This is a genomic window from Mesorhizobium xinjiangense (assembly GCF_009749525.1).
Lineage (GTDB): Bacteria > Pseudomonadota > Alphaproteobacteria > Rhizobiales > Rhizobiaceae > Mangrovimarina > Mangrovimarina xinjiangensis.
Map to the genome: position 1 here is coordinate 41,461 of NZ_WOAC01000025.1, position 24,448 is coordinate 65,908.

27 protein-coding genes are annotated in these 24,448 nt (G+C 64.9%); 9 read left to right on the forward strand and 18 right to left on the reverse strand.

Annotation, left to right across the window (positions count from 1 at the left end; genetic code table 11):
- The first annotated feature begins 57 nt into the window (after positions 1-57).
- Positions 58-408: an MliC family protein gene (locus GM909_RS21690; RefSeq protein WP_157019308.1), complete on the forward strand. Its 351-nt coding sequence runs from the start codon at positions 58-60 to the stop codon at positions 406-408.
- 27 nt (positions 409-435) lie between these two features.
- Here the strand turns inward: GM909_RS21690 and GM909_RS21695 are convergent, their stop codons facing one another.
- From GM909_RS21695 to ubiE, 6 genes are all read right to left on the reverse strand, one after another.
- Positions 436-999: a GNAT family N-acetyltransferase gene (locus tag GM909_RS21695; protein WP_157019309.1), complete on the reverse strand. Its 564-nt coding sequence runs from the start codon at positions 997-999 to the stop codon at positions 436-438.
- Between the two features lie 78 nt (positions 1,000-1,077).
- Positions 1,078-2,310: a bifunctional phosphopantothenoylcysteine decarboxylase/phosphopantothenate--cysteine ligase CoaBC gene (gene coaBC, locus GM909_RS21700; protein ID WP_157019310.1), complete on the reverse strand. Its 1,233-nt coding sequence runs from the start codon at positions 2,308-2,310 to the stop codon at positions 1,078-1,080.
- Between the two features lie 18 nt (positions 2,311-2,328).
- Positions 2,329-2,727 carry a type II toxin-antitoxin system VapC family toxin gene (locus GM909_RS21705; RefSeq protein ID WP_328600472.1) on the reverse strand — a complete coding sequence of 133 codons (399 nt, stop codon included), beginning with the start codon at positions 2,725-2,727 and terminating at the stop codon, positions 2,329-2,331.
- Positions 2,728-2,735: 8 nt separating this feature from the next.
- On the reverse strand, positions 2,736-2,987 hold the full coding sequence (locus GM909_RS21710; RefSeq protein ID WP_157019312.1) for a FitA-like ribbon-helix-helix domain-containing protein: 252 nt from the start codon (positions 2,985-2,987) through the stop codon (positions 2,736-2,738).
- Between the two features lie 85 nt (positions 2,988-3,072).
- Positions 3,073-4,644, reverse strand: a complete 1,572-nt coding sequence (ubiB, locus tag GM909_RS21715) for a 2-polyprenylphenol 6-hydroxylase (RefSeq protein ID WP_157019313.1) — start codon at positions 4,642-4,644, stop codon at positions 3,073-3,075.
- A gap of 11 nt (positions 4,645-4,655) precedes the next feature.
- Positions 4,656-5,432: a bifunctional demethylmenaquinone methyltransferase/2-methoxy-6-polyprenyl-1,4-benzoquinol methylase UbiE gene (gene ubiE, locus GM909_RS21720; protein ID WP_157019342.1), complete on the reverse strand. Its 777-nt coding sequence runs from the start codon at positions 5,430-5,432 to the stop codon at positions 4,656-4,658.
- A gap of 114 nt (positions 5,433-5,546) precedes the next feature.
- On the opposite strand from ubiE, the gene GM909_RS21725 reads away from it, so the two are divergent.
- From GM909_RS21725 to GM909_RS21735, 3 genes are all read left to right on the forward strand, one after another.
- Complete coding sequence (locus tag GM909_RS21725) at positions 5,547-6,509, forward strand: adenosine deaminase (RefSeq protein ID WP_157019343.1); 963 nt, start codon at positions 5,547-5,549, stop codon at positions 6,507-6,509.
- A gap of 108 nt (positions 6,510-6,617) precedes the next feature.
- Entirely contained in the window at positions 6,618-7,247 is a 630-nt protein-coding gene (upp, locus tag GM909_RS21730; RefSeq protein ID WP_157019314.1) for a uracil phosphoribosyltransferase, read from the forward strand.
- A gap of 100 nt (positions 7,248-7,347) precedes the next feature.
- Positions 7,348-7,893, forward strand: a complete 546-nt coding sequence (locus tag GM909_RS21735) for a TIGR02281 family clan AA aspartic protease (RefSeq protein WP_235912011.1) — start codon at positions 7,348-7,350, stop codon at positions 7,891-7,893.
- Positions 7,894-7,904: 11 nt separating this feature from the next.
- On the opposite strand, the gene deoA is transcribed toward GM909_RS21735, so the two are convergent.
- The 6 genes from deoA to GM909_RS21765 all read right to left on the reverse strand — a co-directional run bounded on the left by deoA (position 7,905) and on the right by GM909_RS21765 (position 14,345).
- Positions 7,905-9,221: a thymidine phosphorylase gene (gene deoA, locus GM909_RS21740; RefSeq protein WP_157019316.1), complete on the reverse strand. Its 1,317-nt coding sequence runs from the start codon at positions 9,219-9,221 to the stop codon at positions 7,905-7,907.
- 130 nt (positions 9,222-9,351) lie between these two features.
- Positions 9,352-10,146 carry a purine-nucleoside phosphorylase gene (locus GM909_RS21745; protein WP_157019317.1) on the reverse strand — a complete coding sequence of 265 codons (795 nt, stop codon included), beginning with the start codon at positions 10,144-10,146 and terminating at the stop codon, positions 9,352-9,354.
- Positions 10,143-10,535 (reverse strand): cytidine deaminase, encoded by a 393-nt coding sequence (locus tag GM909_RS21750; RefSeq protein WP_157019318.1) that lies wholly within the window; start codon positions 10,533-10,535, stop codon positions 10,143-10,145. Before GM909_RS21750 ends, GM909_RS21745 begins: the two co-directional genes overlap by 4 nt.
- Positions 10,536-10,699: 164 nt before the next feature.
- Positions 10,700-11,671 (reverse strand): ABC transporter permease, encoded by a 972-nt coding sequence (locus GM909_RS21755; RefSeq protein ID WP_157019319.1) that lies wholly within the window; start codon positions 11,669-11,671, stop codon positions 10,700-10,702.
- 2 nt (positions 11,672-11,673) lie between these two features.
- A complete protein-coding gene (locus tag GM909_RS21760) occupies positions 11,674-12,813 on the reverse strand; it encodes an ABC transporter permease (protein ID WP_157019320.1) in 1,140 nt (379 codons plus the stop codon).
- Positions 12,813-14,345 (reverse strand): ABC transporter ATP-binding protein, encoded by a 1,533-nt coding sequence (locus GM909_RS21765; protein WP_157019321.1) that lies wholly within the window; start codon positions 14,343-14,345, stop codon positions 12,813-12,815. Before GM909_RS21765 ends, GM909_RS21760 begins: the two co-directional genes overlap by 1 nt.
- A 152-nt stretch (positions 14,346-14,497) precedes the next feature.
- Here GM909_RS21765 and GM909_RS21770 point away from each other — a divergent pair, with 152 nt between their 5' ends.
- The 5 genes from GM909_RS21770 to GM909_RS21790 all read left to right on the forward strand — a co-directional run bounded on the left by GM909_RS21770 (position 14,498) and on the right by GM909_RS21790 (position 17,775).
- Positions 14,498-15,646: an iron-containing alcohol dehydrogenase gene (locus GM909_RS21770; RefSeq protein WP_235912012.1), complete on the forward strand. Its 1,149-nt coding sequence runs from the start codon at positions 14,498-14,500 to the stop codon at positions 15,644-15,646.
- On the forward strand, positions 15,646-16,092 hold the full coding sequence (locus tag GM909_RS21775; RefSeq protein WP_157019323.1) for an acyl-CoA thioesterase: 447 nt from the start codon (positions 15,646-15,648) through the stop codon (positions 16,090-16,092). Before GM909_RS21770 ends, GM909_RS21775 begins: the two co-directional genes overlap by 1 nt.
- Positions 16,089-16,298 carry a SlyX family protein gene (locus GM909_RS21780; RefSeq protein WP_157019324.1) on the forward strand — a complete coding sequence of 70 codons (210 nt, stop codon included), beginning with the start codon at positions 16,089-16,091 and terminating at the stop codon, positions 16,296-16,298. The genes GM909_RS21775 and GM909_RS21780 overlap by 4 nt, the downstream gene beginning before the upstream one ends.
- Positions 16,299-16,418: 120 nt before the next feature.
- Positions 16,419-16,877, forward strand: coding sequence for an Rrf2 family transcriptional regulator (locus GM909_RS21785; RefSeq protein WP_157019325.1), 459 nt, complete (start codon positions 16,419-16,421; stop codon positions 16,875-16,877).
- Entirely contained in the window at positions 16,870-17,775 is a 906-nt protein-coding gene (locus tag GM909_RS21790) for an NAD(P)/FAD-dependent oxidoreductase (protein ID WP_157019326.1), read from the forward strand. The genes GM909_RS21785 and GM909_RS21790 overlap by 8 nt, the downstream gene beginning before the upstream one ends.
- A 7-nt stretch (positions 17,776-17,782) precedes the next feature.
- Here GM909_RS21790 and GM909_RS21795 read toward each other — a convergent pair whose 3' ends face one another.
- The 6 genes from GM909_RS21795 to GM909_RS21815 all read right to left on the reverse strand — a co-directional run bounded on the left by GM909_RS21795 (position 17,783) and on the right by GM909_RS21815 (position 24,424).
- The gene (locus tag GM909_RS21795) at positions 17,783-18,781 is read right to left on the reverse strand and encodes an ABC transporter ATP-binding protein (RefSeq protein WP_157019327.1); all 999 of its coding nucleotides are present in this window, start codon (positions 18,779-18,781) and stop codon (positions 17,783-17,785) included.
- Between the two features lie 253 nt (positions 18,782-19,034).
- Positions 19,035-20,096 (reverse strand): Gfo/Idh/MocA family protein, encoded by a 1,062-nt coding sequence (locus GM909_RS21800; protein WP_268890783.1) that lies wholly within the window; start codon positions 20,094-20,096, stop codon positions 19,035-19,037.
- On the reverse strand, positions 20,093-20,932 hold the full coding sequence (locus tag GM909_RS25855; RefSeq protein WP_198174345.1) for a carbohydrate ABC transporter permease: 840 nt from the start codon (positions 20,930-20,932) through the stop codon (positions 20,093-20,095). Before GM909_RS25855 ends, GM909_RS21800 begins: the two co-directional genes overlap by 4 nt.
- Before the next feature lie 13 nt (positions 20,933-20,945).
- Complete coding sequence (locus tag GM909_RS21805; RefSeq protein ID WP_157019344.1) at positions 20,946-21,869, reverse strand: carbohydrate ABC transporter permease; 924 nt, start codon at positions 21,867-21,869, stop codon at positions 20,946-20,948.
- 349 nt (positions 21,870-22,218) lie between these two features.
- Complete coding sequence (locus GM909_RS21810) at positions 22,219-23,478, reverse strand: ABC transporter substrate-binding protein (RefSeq protein ID WP_157019329.1); 1,260 nt, start codon at positions 23,476-23,478, stop codon at positions 22,219-22,221.
- 22 nt (positions 23,479-23,500) lie between these two features.
- Entirely contained in the window at positions 23,501-24,424 is a 924-nt protein-coding gene (locus GM909_RS21815) for an N-acetylmuramic acid 6-phosphate etherase (RefSeq protein WP_157019330.1), read from the reverse strand.
- Positions 24,425-24,448: the final 24 nt, after the last annotated feature.

Here is a 24,448-nt window from a genome sequence, read left to right on the forward strand (position 1 = left end):
CAGCCTGCCGGAAGGCCTGGTCCGACCGATAGCCCCATGACGAATGAGGAAGCCCCCATGCGCCAACTGTCCCTTGCCGCCATCGTTTTGAGTGTGCTGGCTTCACCGGCCGCCGCCTCGGCGCTGACGATCGACCTGCCGGGCGACGCCGATGTGGAGACGAGCACCGTCACCTATGCCTGTCCCGACAGCGAACTGACCGTGACCTATCACAATGCAGGCTCCGTTTCCCTTGCCGTCTTCGAGACAGGGGGCGAGGTCGTCGTCGCCTCCAATGTGATCGCCGCCTCCGGGGCGAGATATGCCGGCGGCCGGTATGTCTGGTGGACCAAGGGCGATACCGGCGATCTCTACGACCTGATGCAGGGCGAGGACGCACCGCCGGCTTCGTGCACCGCATCCGACTGACCGTTCCCGCTCCAGGCCGGCGCCTTTCTACCCCGCCGCGGCGGCCGCGGACCGACGCTGACGGCGCAGGATAACGGTCGGCGCATCGGCATACTCGGTCCGCGCGACTTCGCGATAGCCGAACTTTTCGGCCACGCGCAGGGAAGCGGCATTCTCGGGATGGATGATGCAGACGGTGGTCGAACCGGGAAAGTTCCTGTCGCCCCATTCATGGATCGCGGCAACGCATTCGCTGGCATAGCCGCGGCCATGAACGTCCGGGCTGAACATCCATCCGGCCTCGGGCTCGCCCTCGAAGGCCGGCGAAATGTCGCGCTTGAGCTCGTGAAAGCCGGTCGCTCCGACAAGCCTTTCCGTTTCGCGTTCCTCCACGATCCAGAAACCGTAGCCCAGGAGCTTCCACATGCCGATATAGCGTATGATGCGCGTCCAGGCCTCCTCGCGCGTGAAAGGCCGCCCACCGACATATCGCGTGACGACGGGATCGGCCAGCAAGGCGGCATAGGCATCGAGGTCATCCATGCGGTGATGGCGCAGGCGAAGCCGTGCGGTTTCGATGACCGGCGCTTCGTCAAACGGCAATTCAGACATGGCAGGCTCCCTCACTCGGCGGCAGCGGCCGCCGCCCACCGGATAAACGCCGTTCATACAGGAAAGGTTGTAGGAAATTCAGCTTTCCGCGCTCTCCAGGCGTTCCGCCACCAGAGCCGCCAATCGTTCGGCGACCCCATGCTTGTCCATTTCCGGCCATTCCTCCGCGCCCCCACGCGATATGATGACGACCTTGTTGCGGTCGCCGCCCATAACCCCGGAAGGACCGATACCGCTCCCGTGGGAAACATCGTTGGCGACGATGATATCCGCCCCCTTCCGTTTCAGCTTGCCGGCAGCGTTCTTCTCCACGTGATCCGTCTCCGCGGCAAAGCCGATGACGAGACGCGGGCGCTTGGCGTGATGGCCGACGGTGGCGAGAATGTCCGGGTTTTCCGTCATGCGCAAGACGGGAGCATCCTCGCCGGGCCCCTTCTTGATCTTTTGTGCCGCGGTGCTCTCGGCGCGCCAGTCGGCCACGGCGGCGACGAAGATCGCCGCATCGGCCGGCAATAGCTGCTCCACCGCGTCGCGCATCTCAACCGCGCTTTCGACATGCACGGTCTTCACTCCTTGCGGATCGGCGATCGCCACCGGCCCCGACACAAGCCGCACATCGGCACCGAGGCGCGCCAGGGCGGCGGCGATGGCGTGGCCCTGCTTGCCGGACGAGCGGTTGGCGATATAGCGCACGGGATCGATCGGCTCGTGCGTCGGTCCCGAGGTGACGATGATCGTCTTGCCGCTCAGCGGACCGGGATTGTCGTCGAGCATGGCTTCGATCGCCGCGACGATCTCCAGCGGCTCGGCCATGCGGCCCTCGCCGGCCTCTCCGCTCTCGGCCATTTCGCCGGCATTCGGGCCGACAAGACGAACGCCGTCCCTGGCAAGCTGCTCGGCATTGCGCCGGGTCGCCGGATGCTCCCACATTTTCGGGTTCATGGCGGGCGCGATCAGAACCGGCTTGTTCGCCGCCAGCAGCACGTTCGAAGCGAGGTCATTGGCCAGCCCGTGCGCCAGCTTGGCCATCAGGTCGGCGGTTGCCGGCGCAACGACGACGAGATCAGCCTCGCGCGACAGGCGGATATGGCCGACGTCGTGCTCGTCGTCGCGGTCGAAGAGATCGGTGAAGACATGGTCGGCCGACAGGGCGCCGACCGAGAGCGGCGTGACGAATTGCTGCGCGGCGGCCGTCATCAGGCAGCGCACCGCCGCGCCGCGCTCGCGCAATCGGCGAATGAGATCGAGCGATTTATAGGCCGCGATGCCGCCGCCGATGATCAGAAGAATGCGCTTGCCGGAAAGGGTCATCAAAGCTCCGTGCCGGTTTCAGCCCGGCGTCAATGCCGGCTCGATATCGGTATGGATGAAATCGCCGCCCTTGAAAAGAAGGGGCAGGCCGCGCGTCTTTGCCAAAGCATAGGAGAAACAATCGCCCATATTGAGCTTGGCGCGATGGCCAGACCCGCGACCATAACGGGCGTAGGCCTGCCGGGCAGACACCAATTGCAGCTCATCGAAAGGCGACGCTTCAGGGTTCAACTCCACAATCAGCCGCCTCAATCGCGTTTGGCCTTGGGGCAAAGCATCGCGTGATGCGACGCAGTGGGCTTCAAGAATCGTTGCCATGCTGATGACGAGGGCTTCGGACAGGTGAAACGCCTGTATGAAGCGCTCCGCATCGGCTTCACGGTTCAACACCGCGATCAACGCGGACGTGTCGACCACAACGGAGCTCAAAGCGACCCTTCATCCCACATTTCGTCGCTGATTTTCTTCAAATCGAAAGGTTCCTTCGGCTTCACCGCGAGTTCTCGCAGGACTTCCAGCCGTGGCCTACGGCGCTTCTCACCAGCCGCTTCCGCAGTTATGCTCGACGCCAATGTGCGCCGCGCTTCTTCTTCCATCGACACACCCCGCACGGCGGCGCGTTCGCGAAGCGCCTGCTTCACATCATCGTCGAGATTGCGGATGGTCAGCGTGCCCATTGCCATTCTCCTCCTCGAAAAGATAAGCCGAAGTCGAACTGCATGCAATGACAGCAATGACTGCAACACAGTCATCACCTGTCGCTCAGAACAGCCGCCAGGCTATGAACACAAGCGTCACTGCGATGATCCACAGCGCGATGCGGCCGGAGCGTGTGTGGCGCGCCTCGGCGCGTCCGATGGCGCGGGTCGTGGCCTCGTCGAGGCGCACGCCAAATTCAGCCATGTCGTCGATCTCGCGGGTGAGCTTTTCGGTGCGCTTGGCCAGATCGGGCGCCTGGCGGGCGAGCGACATCAGCGCGTTCACGCCGTCGCGCGCGTCAATGAGCATGCCGCGCGGGCCCAGATTGGCCGCGATCCAGTCGCCGACCACCGGCTCGGAGGTCTGCCACATGTTGAAGGCCGGATCGAGCGTGCGCGCCACGCCCTCCACCACCACCATGGTCTTCTGCAAGAGCACCAGTTCGGGCCGCGTATGCATGTCGAACAGTTCCGTGACCTCGAACAGCAGCGTCAGCAGCCTGGCCATCGAGATCGTCTCGGCTGGCTGGCCGTGGATCGGTTCGCCGATGGCGCGGATCGCCTGGGAAAAGGACGCGATATCATGCACCGGCGGCACGTAGCCGGCCTCGAAATGCACCTCGGCCACGCGGCGATAGTCGCGCGTGATGAAACCGTAGAGAATCTCAGCAAGGAACCGGCGCTCCTTCTTGCCGAGCCGGCCCGTAATGCCAAAATCGACGCCGACGATGGTGCCATCCGGCTCGACGAACAGGTTGCCGGGATGCATGTCGGCATGGAAAAAGCCGTCGCGCAGCGTATGGCGCAGGAAGGATTGCACCAGATTGGCGGCGAGCAGCTTGAAGTCGTGACCGGCCGCGCGCAGTCCCTCGAGATCGGACAGCTTGACGCCGTCGATCCATTCCAGCGTCAGCACGTCGCGGCCGGTTCGCTCCCAGTCGACGCGCGGCACGCGAAAGCCCGGATCGTCCTTCGTGTTTTCGCCGATCTCCGAGAGCGCCGCCGCCTCCAGCCGCAGATCCATCTCGATCTTGGTCACCTGGGCCAGCGTCTCGGTCACCTCGATCGGCCTCAGGCGCCGCGTCGCGGGGATGAAGCGCTCCTGCAGCCGCGCGGCGACGAAGTAACTCTCGAGATCGCGGAAGAAGGCCCGGCGCACGCCCGGCCTGATCACCTTGACCGCGACCTTGTGCGCCGCGTCGCCGGCAATGATGGCGGGATGCACCTGGGCGATCGAGGCGGCGGCCACCGGCTCGCCCAGCTTGGCGAACAGGTCGTCCACCGGCCGGCCGAGCGATTCCTCGATCTGCCGGATCGCCTGTTCCTTGGGAAACTTCTCCATGCGGTCCTGGAGATTGGCCAGGTCAAGCGCGACCTCGGCGCCCACCACATCCGGCCGGGTGGCCAGAAACTGGCCGAGCTTGACATAGGACGGCCCCAGCCTGACCACGGCCTTCGACAGGCGCTCGGACCGGTCGGCCTGGCTGGCACGGCGCTTTGTCATCAGCCTGGCGATGCGCCAGCCCGCCTTCGGCAGGCCGATCAATTGTTCGCCCGGCACGGCCGCAACCACGCCTTCGCGAAGCATGATCCAGCCGGCGCGCGCGAGCCGGAAATAGGCGCCGATCGTACTCATCACCTAGCGCCTCAAAGCTTCCAACCCGAATGCAGTGCCGCAATGCCGCCCGAAAAATTGCGCCAGGTCACGCGCTCGAAGCCCGCCGCCTCGATCATGGCGGCGAAATTGCGCTGGTCGGGGAATTTGCGGATCGATTCGACCAGATACCGGTAGGGCTCCGCCTCGCCGGCGACAATTTGGCCGATGCGCGGAATGGCGTTGAACGACCAGGCCTCGTAGACGCGATCGAGAACCGGCATATCGACTTCAGAAAACTCCAGGCACAGAAAGCGTCCGCCCGGCTTGAGCACCCGGTAGGCCTCGCTCAACGCCTTGTCGATCTGCGGCACGTTGCGGATGCCGAAGGCGATCGTATAGGCGTCGAACGCGCCGTCGTCGAACGGCAGGTCCTCGGCATTCGCCTCAACGAATTCGACATTGTCGGTCAGGCCGCGCTTTGCGGCCCGATCGCGGCCGACACCCAGCATCGAGCCGTTGATGTCGGGCACCGTCGTGTGCGCTCTTCCGCCGGAGGCTTCGATGATGCGAAAGGCGATATCGCCGGTGCCGCCGGCGACATCGAGCGAGCGCCAGCCGGCGCGCTTGGGCGGGTTGAGCCAGGACACCATGGCGTCTTTCCACAGCCGGTGCAGGCCGCCCGACATCAAATCGTTCATGACGTCGTAGCGCCGCGCGACCTTGTGGAAGACCTCGTCGACGAGCGGCTGCTTGTCGCCTTCCGCCACCTTGCGGAAACCGAAGGAATTCTCCATGCCGCCGCCGGCGGTCGTGCGCTCGTTTGACATTGCCTTGACCCGAATTTCGCGCGGACCATAGCCCATCGAATTGCCGGGCGCTATTGTCCGCGGCGCGGTTATCCGCCGCGCCGTGATATTCCAGTTGCAGGAAAAGACGAAATGATGCCGAAGGCCGAACTGCATTGCCATATCGAAGGAGCGGCAGACACCGAACTGGTGATGCAGCAGGCGGCGATCTACGGCGCCGACATGTCGCCCTTCATCCGCGACGGCGCGTTCGTCTGGCACGATTTCACCAGCTTTCTCGCCGCCTATGACGCATCGGCAAGCCTTTTCCGCACCGAAGAGGACTATGCCCGCCTGGCCGAACACTACCTCGCCAGTCTGGCCGGCCAGGGAGCCATCTATTCGGAGATCTTCATCTCGCCGGACCATGCCATGCGCTCCGGCCTCTCGCCGCGAGCCTATCTCGGCGGGCTCGCCGAAGGCGTGCGCCGCGCGAAAGCCGCCAGCGGCATCGAGGCGCGCATGATCGTCATCGGCGTACGCCATTTCGGCGCGGAAGCGGTGGAAGCCGCGGCGCGCTTCGCCGCCGACTGCGACGAGCCGCTCGTCACCGGCTTCGGCATGGCAGGCGAAGAACGCCACGGCAACCCGCGCGACTACGCACACGCTTTCGACATTGCGCGCGAGGCCGGCCTCGGCATCACCGTGCATGCCGGCGAACTGGCCGGATGGGAGAGCGTGGCGGCGGCGCTCGACCATTTGCGCCCCGCACGCATCGGCCATGGCGTGCGCGCCGTCGAAAATCCCGACCTCGTCAGGAGAATAGCCGGGGAAGGCATCGTGCTCGAATGCTGCCCCTGCTCCAATGTGGCATTGCAGATATTCGACGGCTTCGAGAATCACCCCTTGCCGCAACTCATGGTGGCCGACTGCAAGGTGACGCTGTCCTCCGACGACCCGCCCTATTTCCGCACCTCGATCAGGCGCGAATACGAGGAGGCAAGACGCCATTTCGGCATGGACGACACGGCACTTGGCGATATCACGCGCACGGCCATCGAGGCGGCCTTCATCGACGAAAAGACGAGGCAGGCGCTGCTTGCCCGCCTGTCACGGTAGGCAGCGGGCGACAAAGCTGTGCTTTCGAGGCCGAGGGCGGTTTCGCAACGTCGCGCAAGCGGCTAAATACCGAAGATCGACAAACCCGAAACAAGGAGCCACGCGCAGATGAAGGGCGTCACCGTCGTCGATCACCCGCTCGTGCAACACAAGCTCACCCTCATGCGCGACCGGGAAACTTCCACGGCCAGTTTCCGCCGTCTGCTTCGGGAAATCTCGCTGCTGCTCGGATATGAAGTCACGCGCGAGCTGGAACTGACGACGCGCAGCATCGAGACGCCGATGCAGACCATGCAGGCGCCGACGCTTGAAGGCAAGAAGCTGGTCTTCGCCTCGGTGCTCAGGGCCGGCAACGGCCTCCTCGAAGGCCTGCTCGACCTGGTGCCGGCGGCCCGCGTGGCGCATGTCGGCCTTTACCGCGACCATGAGACGCTGGAGGCGGTGGAATATTTCTTCAAGGCGCCCGGCGACCTAGCCGACCGGCTGATCATCGTCGTCGACCCGATGCTGGCGACGGCCAATTCGGCGATTGCCGCCGTCGACAAGCTGAAGGAGCGCGGCGCGACCAGTCTGCGCTTCCTGTGCCTGCTGGCCGCGCCCGAAGGCATCGAGCGCTTCACCAAAGCGCATCCGGACGTGCCGGTCTTCACCGCCGCGATCGACGAAAGGCTCAACGAGAAGGGCTACATCGTCCCGGGCCTCGGCGACGCCGGCGACCGCATGTACGGCACCAAGTAGCGCTTTACCGCGGCGTAACCACGGCAAACATTCGTCCGCCGGCTTAAGCCGGCGGCAATCATGCGTGCGGCATGACATGTCCGGATCGAGGACCAAAGCCGTGCGACATGTGACGTTTCTGGGCGCAGTGATCGGGTTGTCGCTCGCCGTGCCCGCCCTCCACGAGGCCAATCCCGACTGGCTGCGCGCGGCCATGGCGTCGCTCATCGGCCGCAACGAGGACGGTTCCACCGAATACGGGCAGAACGCCACGGCCCACAAGACGCCGCCCGCCGGCCGCAAGGTCGCACTGGCGATGGGTTCCAGCGGGCATTTCCTGGCCGAATTCAAGCTCAACGGCCGGCGCGTCGAGGCCATGGTCGACACGGGCGCCACGCTCGTCGCTGTGAACCGCTCGACGGCGCGGCGTCTCGGCATTTCCCTGTCGAACGCCGATTTCAGATATGCCGTCGGAACGGCCAACGGCCAGGCCATGGCCGCCGGCATCGTGCTGGACCGGGTGGAGATCGGGCGCATCGCGGTCAAAGACGTGCCCGCCGCCGTGCTCGAGGACGAGGCGCTTTCGTCGACGCTCATCGGCATGAGCTTTTTGAAACGCCTGGCGCGCTTCGAGGTTGCGGACAACACGCTGCTCCTGGAGCAGTGATACAGAGGCGATCATTCCGCGCCGATACGGCGCAGAACCGGGTCGACCGCGGTGGGCTTCGCCTCGCCGATCCGATAGGCGGCGCGCACCGCCTCGGCCGCCGCCTCCGCATCGGATGCATTCTTGGCATGGACCATGGCCAGCGGCTCCCCGCGACGCGTTTGTGCGCCCACCGGCAAAAGGCCGCTCAAGCCGACCGCCGGGTCAATCAAGTCGTCGGGATTGGTGCGCCCCCCACCGAGCGCCACCACGGCCAAGCCGATATCGCGCGAGGAAATCGCCGTGACGAAACCGTCGCGTCCGGCCAATACGGGCACGATGACGGGGGCCTCGGGGAGATAGGTCCGGCAGTTTTCGACGAAATCGGCCGGTCCGCCGAGCAAGGCGACCATGCGGCCGAAGACTTCCGCCGCCCGCCCGGTTTCGAGCGCGTCGCGCGCCATCTGCCCCGCTGCGCGGCGCGAGCCGGCGAGGCCGCCTGCCTTGATCATTTCGGCCGCCAGCGCCAGCGTAACCGTTTCCAGCCGCCGGTCGCGCGCCCGCCCGGTGAGAAAGTCCACCGCGTTGACGACTTCCAGCGCGTTGCCGGCGGCCGAAGCGAGCGGCTCGTTCATGTCGGAAATAAGCGCCGATGTCCTGAGCCCAGCGCCATTGGCAACCTCGACCAGGCTGCGCGCAAGGGCCGCCGCATCGCGCGGCTTCTTCATGAAGGCGCCATTGCCCGACTTCACGTCGAGGACCAGCGCCTGGAGGCCCGCGGCCAGTTTCTTCGACAGGATGGAGGCGGTGATCAGCGGGATCGATTCGACCGTCGCCGTGACATCGCGGATGGCATAGAGACGCTTGTCGGCCGGCGCCAGTTCGCCGGTCTGGCCGATGATGGCGCAGCCGGCCTCCTTCACCGTGCGGCGAAACAACGCCGTGTCGGGTTGGCTTCGATAGCCGGGAATCGAATCCATCTTGTCGAGCGTACCGCCGGTGTGGCCGAGCCCGCGGCCCGAAATCATCGGCACATAAGCGCCGCAGGCCGCCACGATCGGCGCCAGCATGAGCGAGACATTGTCGCCGACGCCGCCAGTCGAGTGCTTGTCGACCACCGCGCCGTCGACATCGTCCCAGGAAAGCGTCTCGCCGCTGTCGCGCATGGCGCGCGTCAGCGCCACAGCCTCCTCGCGGGCCATGCCGTTGAAGAAGACCGCCATGGCGAAGGCGGCCGCCTGGCCCTGCGAGACCGCGCCGGAGGTGATGCCGGCAACGAATTCGGCGATCTCGGCATCGCTCAGGGCTTCGCCGTCACGCTTCCTGCGGATGATCTCCTGGGGAAGCATCAGACGGGACCTGCGTCCTGTTGCCCGATGCCGGCATTTCTTCTCGTTCGTTTCCGAACTTGTGCCAGTCGAGAGGTGGCCAATGTCCCCTTGCAAGAGGCGGCGACGCCCTCCTCCTTGCGCACATACATCACAACTCTCCGATTGCCCGCTTGAGGATCGCGGCGAGCCGCGTCCCGCCCAGCGGCGCCATGTCCTTGGTCTCCTGATGCGACAGCTCCGCGCCGGTCATGCCGGCCGCCAGATTGGTGATGACCGAGCAGGCCGCGACCTCGAGCCCGAAGAAGCGGGCGAGAATCACCTCCGGCACGGTCGACATGCCGACCGCATCGGCGCCCATCATGCGCGCCATGCGGATTTCGGCCGGCGTCTCGAAGGAGGGACCGGAAAACCACATGTAGACGCCCTTGTGCAGCGCCGTGCCGGTCGCCTCGGCGGCATCCTCGATGGCACGGCGCATTTTCGCGTCATAGGCTTCCGTCAGCCCGACGAAGCGGCGGTCCGACGGATCGCCGAACAGCGGATTGGTGCCGGAGAAGTTGATATGATCGGTGATCAGCATGACCGATCCCGGCGGCATGTCGGGGTCCAATGATCCAGCGGCGTTGGTCAGCAGCAGCTTCTTCACGCCCAGCCCGGCAATCGCCTCCAGCGCCGGCCGCATGGCGGCGGGATTGCCGTGCTCGTAATAATGCGAGCGGCCGGCCAGCATGAGGATCGGGGTCCCGGCCAGCTTTCCTGCCACGACCTGGCCGGCATGGCCGGTGACGCCGCTTTCGGGAAAGCCCGGCAATTCGCCATAGGGGATGCGCACGGCGCCCTCCACCTCATCCACGAGGCCGCCGAGACCGGAGCCGAGGACAAGCGCGGTTTCGGGCGCCAGCCCGGCGAGCACTTCGGTAAGCCGGTCAACTGCCGCCTTCATTTCAGGGTCTCTCCGCTGAAGCCATGGGGAAGCAGCGCGCCAAGCGTCGTCGTTTCGACTATGCCCGCGTCGTCGCACAAATGCAGCCTGGTCTCGGGACGGCCGAATTCGGCCAGCCGCTGGCGGCAGCCGCCGCATGGCGTGATCCTGGCCATTTTTTCGGCAACCACTGCCACCTCGGCGATCTCGCCGCCGCCGTCCATCAGATAGTGGCCGAGCGCGGTGGTTTCGGCGCACCAGCCTTCGGGATAGGACGCGACCTCCATATTGGCGCCGGCATAGATGCGGCCGTCGGTGGTCCGGATCGCCGCGCCGACGGGAAATCTGGAATAGGGCGCATGGGCCTTTTCCATTGCGGCGCGGGCAGCTTCGAAGAGGTCATGCGACATGGATTGATGTTTCCTGCTGTACAAGCGCATGCCCCCTCCACCGCCTTCGGCGGTCCCCCTCCCCCGCTTCGCAGGGGAGGAGCCGACGGCACCGCTCGATCCTCCCCCGTTTACGGGGGAGGGGGACCATGCGAAGCATGGTGGAGGGGGTAAGCATCTGAACCTCAACGCTCCTTCACATAGGCCGCACCGCCGGCCTTGGGCGGGATCGCCCGGCCGATGAAGCCGGCCAGAAGCACCACGGTCAGGATATAGGGCAGCGCCTGCATGAGCTGCACCGGCACCTTGCCGATCAATGGCACGGCGATGCCCTGGAAGCGGATAGCGAAGGCGTCGAGGAAGCCGAACAGCAGGCAGGCGAACATCGCCGGCACCGGCCGCCACTTGGCGAAGATCAGCGCGGCAAGCGCGATGAAACCCTTGCCGGCCGTCATGTCCTTGACGAAGCCGGCATTCTGCGACACCGCCATATAGGTTCCGGCAAGTCCGGTCAGGACGCCGGTGCAGATCACCGCCCGATAGCGCAGCCAGGTGACCGAAATGCCGGCCGTGTCGACGGCGGCCGGGTTTTCGCCGACAGCGCGCAGCCGCAGCCCGAAGCGGGTGCGAAACAGCACCCACCAGGTGAACGGCACCATGAGGAAGGCGAGATAGACAAGCAGCGAATGGCCGGAGATGATGTCGGAATAGATCTGGCCGATAACCGGCACGTCGCGCAATGCCTCCGCACCCGGCAGAGTAATGGGGTTGAAGCGCGCATCGGCCGACAGCGACGGCGTGCGTCCGCCCTGCCGGAACCAGGCCTGGCCGAGAATGACGGTGGAGCCGGCGGCGATGAAGTTGATCGCCACGCCGGAGACGATCTGGTTGCCGCGATGGGTGATTGAGGCGAAGCCATGCACGAGCGCCAGGAAGACGGCGATTGCCATAGCGGCCAGCGCGCCGAGCCAGGCCGAGCCGTATACGGCCGCAGTGGCCGCGCCGGCGAAGGCGCCGGCCAGCATCTTGCCTTCCAGACCGATATCGAAAATGCCGGAGCGCTCGGAGTACAGGCCGGCCAGGCAGGCAAGCAGCAGCGGCACCGACACGCGCACCGTGGCGTCGAGAAGCTGGACGATCAGATTGATGAAATCCATGCCTACACCCCCTCGCCCTTGGCCGGGCCGAGGCGCATGGCTGACGGCCTGAGGCTTGCAATGATGGTCTGCACGGCCGGCCGGAACATGTGCTCGAGCGCCCCGGCGAAGAGGATGACGAGACCCTGGATAATGACGATCATGTCGCGCGAGATGTCCGGCATGACGAAGGAGATCTCCGCCCCGCCCTGATAGAGCATGCCGAACAGGACCGCCGCCGGCACGATGCCGGCCGGGTGCGAACGCCCCATCAAGGCGACCGCGATGCCGACGAAGCCGGCACCGGTCACGAAATCGAGCTGCAGGCGGTGCTGGTCTCCCATCACCGGGTTGAGCGCCATCATCCCGGCAAGCGCGCCGGAGATCATCATGGTGACAACGACGATCCGGGCTTCGTTGATGCCGGCGTAGCGCGCCGCCTTGGGGCTGAAGCCGCGGGTGCGGATCTCGTAGCCGAGCCTGGTGCGCCAGATCAGCGCCCACACGGCAACGGCCATCACAAGCGCCAGGACAAAGGAAAGATTGAGCGGCGTGGAGCGGATCGACGCGCCGAACATTTCCAACAGCCAGTCGAGCTTGGGCAGATGGGCGCCCTCGGCGAAGGTCCGCGTCTGGGGCGCCATGGAATTGGCCGGCTTCAGCGCGCCCACCAGCAGATAGACCATCAGGCTGGCGGCGATGAAGTTGAACATGATCGTGGTGATGACGATATGGCTGCCGCGTTTTGCCTGCAGCCAGCCCGGTATCATCGCCCAGATGCCGCCAATCGCAGCCGCGCCCAGGATGGCCAGCGGAAAATTGATCCACCAGGGGAAGATGCCGTCGAAGGTCAGGCAAACCAGTGCCACGCCCAGCCCGCCGACATAGGCCTGTCCCTCGCCGCCGATGTTGAACAGCCCGCAATGGAACGCGACGGCGACGGCGAGACCGGTGAAGATGAAGCTTGTCGCATAGTAAAGCGTGTAGCCGATGCCCGCGGCAGAGCCGAAGGCGCCTTTCAGAAGCAGGCCGGCGGCCTGGATCGGGCTTTCACCGACCAGAAGCACGACAAGGCCGGCGACGAGAAAAGCGACGACGAGGTTGATGAACGGGATCAGGCCGTAGTCGGCCCACCCCGGAAGCTTGGCATAAGGGGTACTCATTACTCTGCCGCCTCCTTGGCCTCGATGCCGGCCATCAGCAGGCCCAGTTCGCCTTCCGTCGCATCGGGCCCGCGCTCGCCGACGATGCGGCCGTCGAACATGACGAGGATGCGGTCGGACAGCGATCGGATCTCGTCGAGCTCGACCGACACCAACAGCACCGCCTTGCCCTGGTCGCGCATGTCGATCAGGCGTTTGTGGATGAACTCGATGGCGCCGACATCGACGCCGCGTGTCGGCTGGCCGACGATCAGGACATCGGGATCCTGCTCCATCTCGCGCGCCAGCACGATCTTCTGCTGGTTGCCGCCGGAAAAATTGGCCGTCTTGAGGCGACAGTCGGCGGGCCTGATGTCGTACTTCTCGATCTTCTGCCGGGCGTCGTCGCGGATCGCCTCGATGTTGAGAAACGGCCCGTTGAGATATTTCGCCTGCGCGTGATAGCCGAGAATGGAGTTCTCGTTCTCCTCGAAAGGCAGGACCAGACCGACATTGTGCCTGTCTTCGGGCACATGGGCCAAGCCGCGCTGGCGCAGTTCGGCAGGATCGGCACTGCCGGTGACGTCGACCGGCTTGCCCGCCAGCAGCACTTCGCCGGTTTCCGCGCTGCGGGTGCCCGCGATCGCCTCGATCAGCTCCGACTGGCCGTTGCCGGCGACCCCGGCAATGCCGACGATCTCGCCGCCGCGCACGTCGAAGGAAACGTCCTTGACCATCGGCACGCCGCGCGAATCCTTCACCGTCAGCCCCTTGACCGAGAGCCTGAACTCGGCCGGTTTCGCCTCGCCCTTCTTCACACGCAGCAGCACCCTTCGGCCGACCATCAGCTCGGCCAGTTCCTCGACCGTCGTCTCGGCCGTCTTGCGCGTTGCAACCATTTCGCCCTGGCGCATGACGGAGACATTGTCGGTGACGGCCATGATCTCGCGCAGCTTGTGCGTGATCAGAACGATTGTCTTGCCCTCTTCCTGCAGCTTGCGAAGGATGCGGAACAGGTGATCCGCCTCGGCAGGCGTCAAGACGCCGGTCGGCTCATCGAGGATGAGGGTGTCGGCGCCGCGAAAAAGTGCCTTCAGGATCTCGACGCGCTGCTGCAGGCCGACGGCAAGGTTTTCCACGACGGCGTCGGGATCGACCTCGAGGCCGTACTCTTCTTCCAGCCGCTGCAATTCCGAGCGCGCACGGGCAAGGCCGGCATTGAGCAGCGGCGAGCCTTCCGCCCCAAGAACCACATTTTCCAGAACGGTGAAGTTTTCCACCAGCATGAAATGCTGGTGCACCATCCCGATGCCCGCGGCGATGGCGTCGTTGGGACTATCGATGGAAGCCTTGTGCCCATCGACGAAGATCTCGCCCGAATCGGCCTGGTAGAAGCCGTACAGGATCGACATCAAGGTCGACTTGCCGGCGCCATTCTCGCCTATGATGCCGTGAATGGTTCCCTGCGGGATCTCGAGATTGATGTCGCGATTTGCACGGACCGCGCCAAAACTCTTGTTGATACCCCTAAGCCCGATGGCAACACTCGCCATACACCAGCTTCCCCTTATTTTTTATCATTTGGTCAAAAACCTAGCATGACCGGTATAGCTTGCCAATCCGCGTACGGACCCGGCTACTCTCGACAAAACCCTTCCGACTTGTCAATTTCCCTGCCATGACAAAGCACGCTTTAGCCCCCTTCATGTTCAATACAACCCCTTCTGTCGTGTTCGAAGCCGGCGCGGCGGCGCGGCTGGGGACAATTGCCGATAAAATCCTCGGGCGCAGCGTGCTCTTCGTGACCGATCCGGGACTGCGCAGCCTCGGCCTGTGCGACGCCGCGCTCGCCTCGCTGGAAGCCGAAGGCATGCAGGCAACGGTCTTCGACGACGTGGAAGCCGATCCATCCTTGAAGACGCTGAACGCGGCTGTCGAGAAGGGCAAGGCGGCGGGCGTGAGCGGTGTGGTTGGTTTCGGCGGCGGCTCATCGCTCGACGTGGCCAAGCTCGCCGCGCTCCTGATCGGCTCGCGCGAAGCGCTCGACGAGGCCTGGGGCGTGGGCAATGCGAAAGGCCCGCGCCTGCCCCTCGTGCTTATTCCCACGACCGCCGGGACGGGCTCGGAAGTCACGCCCGTTTCCATCATCACCGTCGGCGAAGAGGAAAAGCGTGGCGTGTCCTCGCCGGTCATCCTGCCCGATCTGGCGATCCTCGACCCGCAACTGACGCTCGGCCTGCCGCCGTCGATCACCGCGGCGACCGGCGTCGATGCGATGGTGCATGCGATCGAGGCCTATGCCTCGAAGAACGCCAACAACAATCCCGTGTCGCGCATCCTGGCGCGCGAGGCGCTGCGCCTGCTCGGGGCCAATATCGAGACCGCGGTGGCCAACGGCTCCGATATCGCGGCGCGCGGCGCGATGCTGCTCGGCTCGATGCTCGCCGGACAGGCCTTCGCCAATTCGCCCGTCGCCGCCGTCCATGCGCTCGCCTATCCGATCGGCGGGACGTTCCACGTGCCGCACGGGCTTTCCAACGCGCTCGTGCTGCCGCATGTGCTGCGCTTCAACGCGCCGGAGGCGGCGCATCTCTATGCCGAGATCGCCGCCGACGCCTTCCCGCATCTGGCGCGCGAGGACGGCGCGCAAGGACGTTGCGCGACCTTCATCGAGGAACTTGCCGCCCTTTCGAAGCGTCTCGGCATGCAGACACAGTTGCGCGAGGTCGGCATCGGCGAGGAGCATCTGGAAAAGATGGCGGCCGACGCGATGAAGCAGACACGCCTCCTGGTCAACAATCCGCGCGAGGTCGGCGAGGCCGACGCGCTGGCGATCTACAGGGCGGCGTGGTGATGGCAACGACGCCCGACCGCCCCGCCCCTTCCGGCCGCACCGCCTACCGCACCTTTCGCACCATCACCACGCGGTGGATGGACAACGATCTCTACGGCCATATGAACAATGTGGTGCACTATTCACTCTTCGATACGGCGGTGAACGGCTGGCTGATCGAAAAGGAGGCCGTCGACATCCACAACGGCGGCCAGATCGGTCTGGTGGTGGAGACGGGGTGTCGCTATTTCGCCGAGATGGCGTTTCCCGATATCGTTTCCGCCGGGCTGCGCGTGGCCAGGATCGGCACGTCCTCTGTGCGCTACGAGGTCGGGCTGTTCCGCAATGATGACGAGACGGCCGCCGCCGAGGGCTTTTTCGTCCATGTCTATGTCGACCGGCAAACGCGGCGTCCCGCGCCGCTCAATGGCAGGCTGAAGACGGCGCTGGAGGGCATTCAGGCATGAACTCGGACCCGGAAAGACTTGCCCGGCTCGAAATGATCGCCACCGAGCAGGAGCGCACGATCGAGGAACTGTCCGGCCAGCTTGCCGCGCAGTGGACCGTCATCGACCGGCTCGAAAAGCGACTCGCCGCGCTGACGCAACGCTTGCTCGAACTGGAGGAGCAGAACGCGCCCGACGTTCCGGTGACCCGCCCGCCGCATTACTGACAGCACGTGAGCGCCGTAGACGGCCGGCGGCCGGCGGCCGGCGGCCGGCGGCCGGTAGTGACTGCACTGCGACAAAAATTTCACTTGCAATAGCCTCTTTCATGCAACATATGAAGTTACATGAAACGCGACAGCAAACTTTCCGGCGTGCTCCACGTGCTCTTGCACATGCTCGGCATGAAGGGACCCGCCACCTCAGAGCAACTTGCCGCAATCATGAGCACCAACCCCGTGGTCGTGCGGCGCATCATGGCAGGCTTGCGCGAACAGGGCTTCGTGGCTTCGGCCAAGGGCCATGGCGGCGGCTGGACGATCGCCTGCGACCCGTCCGCCGTGACACTTGCCGACATCTACATGGCTGTCGGCGAACCGAGCCTGGTGGCAATGGGTCACCGCACCGAAATGCCAGGTTGCCTTGTCGAGCAGTCGGTCAACTCGGCGCTCGACGGCGCCTTCCGCGAAGTCCAGGCGGTGTTCCAGTCGCATCTGGAAAGGATAGCGCTCGCTGCCCTGTCGGATGAATTCAACCGGCGCCTCGCGGAACGCGGGCAGACCTTGGAGGACCAGCAACATGCATGACGTCATCATCATCGGCGGCAGCTTCGCCGGCCTGTCGGCAGCGATGCAACTCGCCCGGGGCAACCGTTCGGTCTGCATCATCGACAATGGCCGGCCGCGCAACCGCTTCGCCACCGCATCGCACGGCTTTTTCGGCCAGGACGGCGAACCGCCGGACGCCATGCTGAGGAACGCGCGCGACAAAGTCGCGGCCTATTCGAGCGTGCGCTTAGTCCACGCGACAGTCGACGGCGCACGCGCACGCGGCGGCGGCTTCGACGTCACGCTGTCGAATGGCGAGGATCTTCGCGCCCGCAAGCTTGTTCTCGCTTTCGGCCTCAATGATGCCCTGCCGGACATCCCTGGCCTCGCCGAACGCTGGGGCAAGACTGCGATCCACTGTCCCTATTGCCACGGCTACGAGTTCCTGGGCCGGCCGCTCGGCGTGCTCGCCACCATGCCGGCTTCGATCCACCAGGCGGAATTCATTCCCGAATGGGGCCCGGTGACCTTCTTTCTGAACGGCGGGGAAGGGCCGGACAGAGAAACCCGCGCCCGACTTGCCGCGCGCAATGTCGCCATTGAACCGGAACCGGTCGTCGCACTGGAGGGTGAAGCGCCCGAGCTTGCCGGCGTGCGGCTTGCCGATGGACGGCTTGTCGAGATTACCGCGCTCTATCTGGCGGCCCGCACCAGCTTCCAAAGCCCGATCGCCGAGGAACTGGGATGCGCGATCGATGATGGACCGCTGGGTCCGGTCCTGCGCACCGACGCACAGCAGATGACCAGCGTAGCCGGTGTCTATGCCGCCGGCGATATTGCGCGGGCGATGCACAACGCGACATTTGCTTCGGCGGATGGGGTCATGGCCGGTGCGGCGGTGCACCGCTCGCTGGTGTTCGAACCCATCGCGGCATAGCCGCCATTCAATCCACCCGCCGGCCCTCGGCGTCGAAGCGGCAGACACGCTCGGCCTGCGGCGTGGCGAAGATCGTCGAGCCCGGCTCGGCATTGTATTCGCCGAAGATGCGGGCCGTCAGGAGACCCGCGCGCTCGGTGTCGATATAGAGATTGGTATCGGCGCCCAGATGCTCGGCGTGGATGACGGTGCCCTTCCAGTCGCCCTTTTCGCGGTCGACCAGAAGATGTTCCGGCCGTACGCCGATCGTCTCGACGGACTCGCCGAGCCGCCCGCCGTCGATGAAGTTCATCTTCGGCGAACCGATGAAGCCGGCGACGAATTGATTTGCCGGCGAATTGTAGAGCTCCATTGGCCGGCCGATCTGCTCGACGCGGCCGCCATTGAGCACGACGATGCGGTCGGCCAGCGTCATCGCCTCGACCTGGTCGTGGGTGACATAGACCATGGTCGCCTTCAGGCGGCGGTGAAGCTGGGCGATCTCGAGCCTGGTGTTGACCCTGAGCGCGGCATCGAGATTGGACAGGGGCTCGTCGAACAGGAAGAGCTTCGGCTCGCGCACCACCGCCCGGCCGATCGCCACGCGCTGGCGCTGGCCGCCCGAAAGCTCGGCCGGGCGGCGTTCCAGATAGGGCTCGAGCGAGAGCATGGCCGAGGCGGCATCGATGCGCCGCGCGACCTCGTCGGCCGGCGCGCCCGCCTGCTTGAGGCCAAGGCCCATATTGTTGCGCACGGTCAGATGCGGATAGAGCGCATAGGTCTGGAACACCATGGCAATGCCGCGCTTGGCCGGGGGAGCCAGATTGACCTTGGCACCGTCAATCAAGACATTGCCGGAGCTCGCATCCTCCAGCCCTGCTATGACGCGCAACAGCGTGGACTTGCCGCAGCCCGACGGCCCGACGAAGACCACGAACTCGCCTTCCTCGACCTCGAGATCGATGCCTTTCAGCACCTCGACCTCGCCGAACGACTTGTTGATCTGTTCGAGCTTTAGCGAGCCCACGGCGCTGCTCCCATTCCGCATGTCCGAAACTGGGCGCTTTGGGCCCGAACACCCCCCTCTGGCCTGCCGGCCCTCTCCCCCTCAAGGGGGGAGATCAGCTGTCGTCGATGGCTTGACCGATCAGCACCGCCACGGAGCGGGTTGCTGGCGGTCGGGTCGGCGTAATCTCCCCCCTTGAGGGGGAGATGGCCGGCAGGCCAGAGGGGGGTGATTGTTGTGTTCATGCACTTGCTCCGAATCGACGCCCCGGCATCTACAGCCGCACCGTCTTGCCGGTGCGCACGCTTTCGTCCGCCGCCAGGCAGATCCGCAGCGACGTGACCGCATCGTCCATATGGCGCGAAAGATCGATATCCCCGCGGATCGCCTCGAGCACGAAATCCTGCTCGCGTTCGCACAGCTCCTGATGGCCGGGCTCGCCGGCCATGACCAGGTCCTCGTCCGCCTTGACGAAGCGTCCGTCCGGACCGGTCTCGGCCCGGTGCAGGCGAATGACAGCGGTCTTCGTATGGGTATCGATGTCGTCGGATTTCGCCCCCTCATCCATGACGATCGACACGCTGCCCTTGGGCGACATGACATCCTTCACGAAAAAGGCGGTCTCCGAGATCATCGGGCCCCAGCTGGCCTCGTACCAGCCGACCGAGCCGTCCTCGAAGAGGACCTGCAGATGGCCGTAATTGTACATGTCCGGCGCCACCTCGTCGGTGAGCCGCAGCCCCATGCCGCGCACCTCGACCGGCCTGGCATCGGTGATCTGGCACATGACGTCGACATAGTGCACGCCGCAATCGACGATCGGCGAGGTGGTCTGCATGAGCTGCTTGTGCGTCGCCCAGGTCGGCCCGCTCGACTGCTGGTTCAGGTTCATGCGGAAGACATAGGGACCTGCGAGCGCCCGCGCCTCGGCGATCAGCCTCATCCATGACGGATGATGGCGCAGGATATAGCCGACGACCAGCTTGCGGCCGTTGGCCCTTGCCGCCGCGACGACGCGCTCGGCATCGGCGACCGTGGTGGCGAGCGGCTTTTCCACGAAGACATGGGCGCCCGCCTCCAGCGCCGTCACCGCATAGTCGGCGTGGCTGTCGGAATAGGTGTTGATCGACGCGACGTCGGGGCGCAGTTCCTTCAACGCCTCCTCGAACGAGGGGCGGACAGCATAGCCGGCAAGCTCGGCCGGCAGGTCCACGGCCGAGCGGTTGACGAGCGCCGCGATCTCGAAGCCCGGATTGCGGTGATAGGCGAGCGCATGGCTTCTGCCCATATTGCCGAGCCCGGCGACGAGGACGCGAAGGGGCTTTTCAGAACTCACTTTACCGCTCCCGATGTGATGCCGCGGATCAGTTGCCGCGAGAAGATGAGATAGAGGATCAGCACCGGCACGATGGCCAGCGACAGGGCGGCCAGCACCGCGTTCCAGTTGGTGACGAACTGGCCGAGGAATATCTGCGCGCCAAGCGTCACGGTCTTGGTATCTTCCGCCGGCGCCAGGATGAGCGGGAACCACAGATCGTTCCAGATCGGGATCATGGTGAAGACGGCGACCGTCGCCATGGGCGGGCGCAAAAGCGGCAGCACGAGGCGGAAGAAGATCGTGTACTCGGACAGGCCGTCAATGCGCCCGGCATTCTTCAGATCGTCGGAGATCTGCCGCGTGAACTCCGTCAGGATGAAGATGGCGAGCGGCAAGCCTTGAGCCGAGTAGACGAGGATCAGCGCGGTCAGCGTGTTGACCAATCCGCTCGCCACCATCAGCTTCAGGATCGCCACCGTGCCGAGCCGGATCGGGATCATGATGCCGAGCGCCAGGTAGAGGCCCATCAGCGTGTTGCCGCGAAAGCGGTATTCGGCGAGCGCGAAAGCGGCCATGGCGCCGAAGACAAGCACAATGGCCAGCGACACCACGGTGACGATGAGGCTGTTCTGGAAATAAAGCGGGAAATTGCCCTGCGCCAGGACCGTCTGATAACCGACAAGGTCGAAGGTCTCGGTCGTCGGCGGCGCCAGCGGCGCGCGGAAGATGCCCTGGCGCGACTTGAACGAGTTCATGACGATGACGAGCACGGGAAAGAGCGCGATCACCGTATAGGTGATCAGCACCGCATGGGCGGCAACCGTGCGCGACGTGGAAGAACGGGCCTGGCTCATGAACGTGTCCCCCTCAGAACTGGTAGCGCCGCAGGCGCGTCTGGACCGCGAAGAGGTAGGTGCAGACGCCGGCGAGGATGATGAAGAACATGATCGAGGCGATCGTCGCGCCCATGTTGGGATCACCCGACTGCAACTGGAAGCCGAAGAAGGTGCGGTAGAGGAAGGTGCCGAGAATGTCGGTCGCGTAATTCGGCCCGGCCAGCGCACCTTGCGCCGAATAGATGAGATCGAAGGCGTTGAAATTGCCGACGAAAGTAAGGACCGAGATGATGCCGATTGCCGGCAGGATGAGCGGCAGCTGGATCTTCCAGAACTGCGCCATGCCGGTGATGCCGTCGCATTCGGCGGCCTCCAGGATTTCCTCCGGGATCGACAACAGCGCGGCATAGATGAGCATCATCGGAATTCCGACGAACTGCCACACCGAGATCAAGCCGAGCGTGGTCAGCGCGTATTCCTCCTTGCCGAGCCACGGCGTGAAGAGATGCTTCAGCCCGACATATCCGAGAAGGTCGGGCGCTACGCCCCACAGCGGGCTCAGGATCAGCTTCCAGGTGAAGCCGACGATGACGAAGGACAGGATGGTGGGAATGAAGATGGCGCTGCGATAGAAGGCGGCGAAGCGCAGCCGCGGATGGCTCAAAAGCGCGGCGAGCAGAATGCCGACCGGGTTCTGCACCAGCATATGGATGATGAAGAACCAGGTGTTGTTCCACAGCGCGTTCCAGAAACTCGCCGACCAGCGCGGGTCGCCGAGCAGCGTGCGGAAATTATCGAGACCGACGAAGACCTGCTGGTTGTCCGCCGTGCCGAACAGCGAAAGCTGCAAGGTGCCGAACAACGGGATGATCATGATCGCCGTGTAGATCAGCACCGCCGGCGCCAGGAATACAGCGATGTGCCAGCGTATGGGTCGACGATTTTCGGTGTCCATGGCCACGATCTGTTTCAAGTTTGTCGGTCACCTTGCCACGGAGGAAAAGCGGAGATTGGCAGCGAAGACCTCTGCACCTCTTCCTTCTCGATGGCAGCGCCGTCGCAAAGGAAAGTTTCCACCGATTAGGCCGACCGACCCCGCCCTCAATCCCAAGTCTATCGTATTTGTATCTGTACGCCCCCTCCACCGCCTTCGGCGGTCCCCCTCCCCCGCTGCGCAGGGGAGGAACCGGCGTCGCCGCCGATCTTCCCCCATTTATGGGGGAGGGGGACCATGCGGAGCATGGTGGAGGGGGCATGTGCGATTGCCTTGCCCTTGACGGGCCAGGGGCAGCGCTTCCTCCAGCCTACTTCGCCGGCTCGTACCAGCTCTCCAGGCCATCCTGAAGCTCGGCCGCGGCTTCCTCGGGCGTCTGCGTGCCGTTGATGACATTGGCCGACTTCACCCAGGTCTCGTTTTCCAGGTTCGGCGTGCCGCGCGACAGGATCTGGTAGGTCGAGCGGATGGTCGAGTGGCACTTGTCGCGCCAGGAGACGAACTCCTTGGCCAGCGGGTCTTCCATCTCGACCGGGGTCGAGGACAGGCTGAAGAAACCCGGCAGGGCATTGGCGTAGATCGAAGCGAATTCCGGCGAGGCGACCCAGGAAAGGAATGTCCTGGCCGCTTCGGCGTTCGGGCTCTTGGCGTTGAGGCCGATGGCGATGTCGTTGTGGTCGGAGATGTAGCACTCGTCGCCGGCATTCTTCACCGGCGGCGCAAAGGCGCCCATCTTGAAATCGGCCTGGGTGTTGAAGACCGAGATCTCCCACGAGCCGGCGGGGAAGATGGCGGCACGGCCGAGCGTGAACAGGTTCTGGCTGTCGGGATAGGACTGCGCCTCGAAGCCGTCGCCCAGATAGTCCTTCCATTTCGCCAGCGTGGCGTAGGGCTCGACCCATTGCGGGTCGGTCAGTTTCTGCTCGCCCTTGATCAGCGCCAGGCGGCCTTCCTCGCCCTTCCAGTAGTTGGGCCCGACATTCTGGTAGCCCATGGTCGCGGCTTCCCAAAGGTCCTTGGTGCCCATGGCCATCGGGATATAGGTGCCGTCCTGCTTGATCTTGTCGAGCACGGCGAAGAATTCCTCTTCCGTCTCGGGCGGCGTGATGCCGAGTTCGGCGAAGGCGTCGGCATTGTAGATGAAGCCGTGGATGACCGACGCCATCGGCACGCAGAAGGTCGCCGAACCGTCATCGGTCTGCCAGGCGGATTTCGCTACGTCGGAAAAGTTCTCCATGCCCGGCAGATCGGTCAGATCGGCGAGTTGCCCCTTGTCGTAGAGATCCAGCGATGCATCGAAGGGACGGCAGGTGATGAGGTCGCCGGCCGAGCCGGCATCCAGCTTGGCGTTGAGCGCGGCGTTGTATTCGGTCGGCGCAGACGGCGCGAAATTGATCTTGATGCCCGGATGCTTGGCCTCGAAGGCCGGTATCAACTGCTCCTGCCAGATGGCCAGGTCGTCGTTGCGCCAGCTTTCGATCGTCAGCGTGACGTCCTGCGCCCAGGCCGCCCCGGCATATCCGAGAACGCTCGAGCCCAACAGCAATGCGGCAAATGCCTTGCGTTTCATATCCAGTCTCCCTTTGACCCTCTTAGGTTCCGTGTTTGCGGTCGATGCCGCCTTCTTCCAGCATTGAAAGCGCAGGGCGCAACAGGCCGCCCGTCGCTTCGAGCATTTCGTGCGCCGCCTCACCGTCGGTCGCGCCGGCAGCCAGAAGCACTGCATGCTTCACCGATCCGCCAGCCTCGTTCAGAAGGCGTTCGGCATCCTCCGCGCCGCAATTTGCAACGGCCGAGACGATGCGCGCGGCACGCGCCTTGAGCTTGGCGTTGTCGGCATGAAGATTGACCATGAACCCGTCATGCACATGCCCGAGGCGGATGGCCATCAGGCTCGACAGCATGTTGAGCGCGATCTTCTGTGCCGTGCCCGCGCCCATGCGCGTCGAGCCGGCAATGAGCTCGGGCGGCGTTGCAAGCAGAATGCCGATATCGGCCGATTGCAGGAGGGGGGTGTCCGCATTGTTGGCGATGGCGATGGTCGCCGCGCCGCGCGAACGCGCCTCGGCCAGCGCGCCCACGGCATAGGGGGTCGAGCCGCTCGCCGACACCGCGATCAGGCAATCGCCGACGCCGATGTCCGCCTGGCGCACGCTGCGCGCCGCGTCGTCGCGGTCGTCTTCCGGCGCCCCGGCGAGATCGCTCAAGGCGCCCGGACCGCCGGCGATCAGCACGACGATTTGCTCGCGGGCAATGCCGAATGTGCCGGGCAGCTCCAGCGCGTCGGCCAGCGCCATCAGGCCCGAGCTGCCGGCACCGGCATAGGCCAGGCGTCCGCCCGACGAGACGAGCTCGGCGGCACGCGCGGCAGCCCTGGCGATGTCTGGAATGGCTTGTCGAACCGCGGCGGCGGCCGCAACCTGGCCGTCAGCCAGTCTCTGCAGCACGATTTCGGGCGCCTGCGCGTCGATCCCCACGGCATCCGGGTGCTGCTCTTCGGTGCGCTGCACGGCCATATTTCTCTCCCATTGCCAAGAACG

Excerpts from the sequence above, each read along its gene's own strand:
- GM909_RS21690 (WP_157019308.1), top strand. The coding sequence starts at position 58 with ATGCGCCAACTGTCCCTTGCCGCCATCGTTTTGAGTGTGCTGGCTTCA.
- GM909_RS21695 (WP_157019309.1), bottom strand. The coding sequence starts at position 999 with ATGTCTGAATTGCCGTTTGACGAAGCGCCGGTCATCGAAACCGCACGG.
- coaBC (WP_157019310.1), bottom strand. The coding sequence starts at position 2,310 with ATGACCCTTTCCGGCAAGCGCATTCTTCTGATCATCGGCGGCGGCATC.
- GM909_RS21710 (WP_157019312.1), bottom strand. The coding sequence starts at position 2,987 with ATGGGCACGCTGACCATCCGCAATCTCGACGATGATGTGAAGCAGGCG.
- ubiB (WP_157019313.1), bottom strand. The coding sequence starts at position 4,644 with ATGAGTACGATCGGCGCCTATTTCCGGCTCGCGCGCGCCGGCTGGATC.
- ubiE (WP_157019342.1), bottom strand. The coding sequence starts at position 5,432 with ATGTCAAACGAGCGCACGACCGCCGGCGGCGGCATGGAGAATTCCTTC.
- GM909_RS21725 (WP_157019343.1), top strand. The coding sequence starts at position 5,547 with ATGCCGAAGGCCGAACTGCATTGCCATATCGAAGGAGCGGCAGACACC.
- upp (WP_157019314.1), top strand. The coding sequence starts at position 6,618 with ATGAAGGGCGTCACCGTCGTCGATCACCCGCTCGTGCAACACAAGCTC.
- deoA (WP_157019316.1), bottom strand. The coding sequence starts at position 9,221 with ATGCTTCCCCAGGAGATCATCCGCAGGAAGCGTGACGGCGAAGCCCTG.
- GM909_RS21745 (WP_157019317.1), bottom strand. The coding sequence starts at position 10,146 with ATGAAGGCGGCAGTTGACCGGCTTACCGAAGTGCTCGCCGGGCTGGCG.
- GM909_RS21750 (WP_157019318.1), bottom strand. The coding sequence starts at position 10,535 with ATGTCGCATGACCTCTTCGAAGCTGCCCGCGCCGCAATGGAAAAGGCC.
- GM909_RS21755 (WP_157019319.1), bottom strand. The coding sequence starts at position 11,671 with ATGGATTTCATCAATCTGATCGTCCAGCTTCTCGACGCCACGGTGCGC.
- GM909_RS21760 (WP_157019320.1), bottom strand. The coding sequence starts at position 12,813 with ATGAGTACCCCTTATGCCAAGCTTCCGGGGTGGGCCGACTACGGCCTG.
- GM909_RS21765 (WP_157019321.1), bottom strand. The coding sequence starts at position 14,345 with ATGGCGAGTGTTGCCATCGGGCTTAGGGGTATCAACAAGAGTTTTGGC.
- GM909_RS21770 (WP_235912012.1), top strand. The coding sequence starts at position 14,498 with ATGTTCAATACAACCCCTTCTGTCGTGTTCGAAGCCGGCGCGGCGGCG.
- GM909_RS21775 (WP_157019323.1), top strand. The coding sequence starts at position 15,646 with ATGGCAACGACGCCCGACCGCCCCGCCCCTTCCGGCCGCACCGCCTAC.
- GM909_RS21780 (WP_157019324.1), top strand. The coding sequence starts at position 16,089 with ATGAACTCGGACCCGGAAAGACTTGCCCGGCTCGAAATGATCGCCACC.
- GM909_RS21785 (WP_157019325.1), top strand. The coding sequence starts at position 16,419 with ATGAAACGCGACAGCAAACTTTCCGGCGTGCTCCACGTGCTCTTGCAC.
- GM909_RS21790 (WP_157019326.1), top strand. The coding sequence starts at position 16,870 with ATGCATGACGTCATCATCATCGGCGGCAGCTTCGCCGGCCTGTCGGCA.
- GM909_RS25855 (WP_198174345.1), bottom strand. The coding sequence starts at position 20,932 with ATGAGCCAGGCCCGTTCTTCCACGTCGCGCACGGTTGCCGCCCATGCG.
- GM909_RS21805 (WP_157019344.1), bottom strand. The coding sequence starts at position 21,869 with ATGGACACCGAAAATCGTCGACCCATACGCTGGCACATCGCTGTATTC.
- GM909_RS21810 (WP_157019329.1), bottom strand. The coding sequence starts at position 23,478 with ATGAAACGCAAGGCATTTGCCGCATTGCTGTTGGGCTCGAGCGTTCTC.
- GM909_RS21815 (WP_157019330.1), bottom strand. The coding sequence starts at position 24,424 with ATGGCCGTGCAGCGCACCGAAGAGCAGCACCCGGATGCCGTGGGGATC.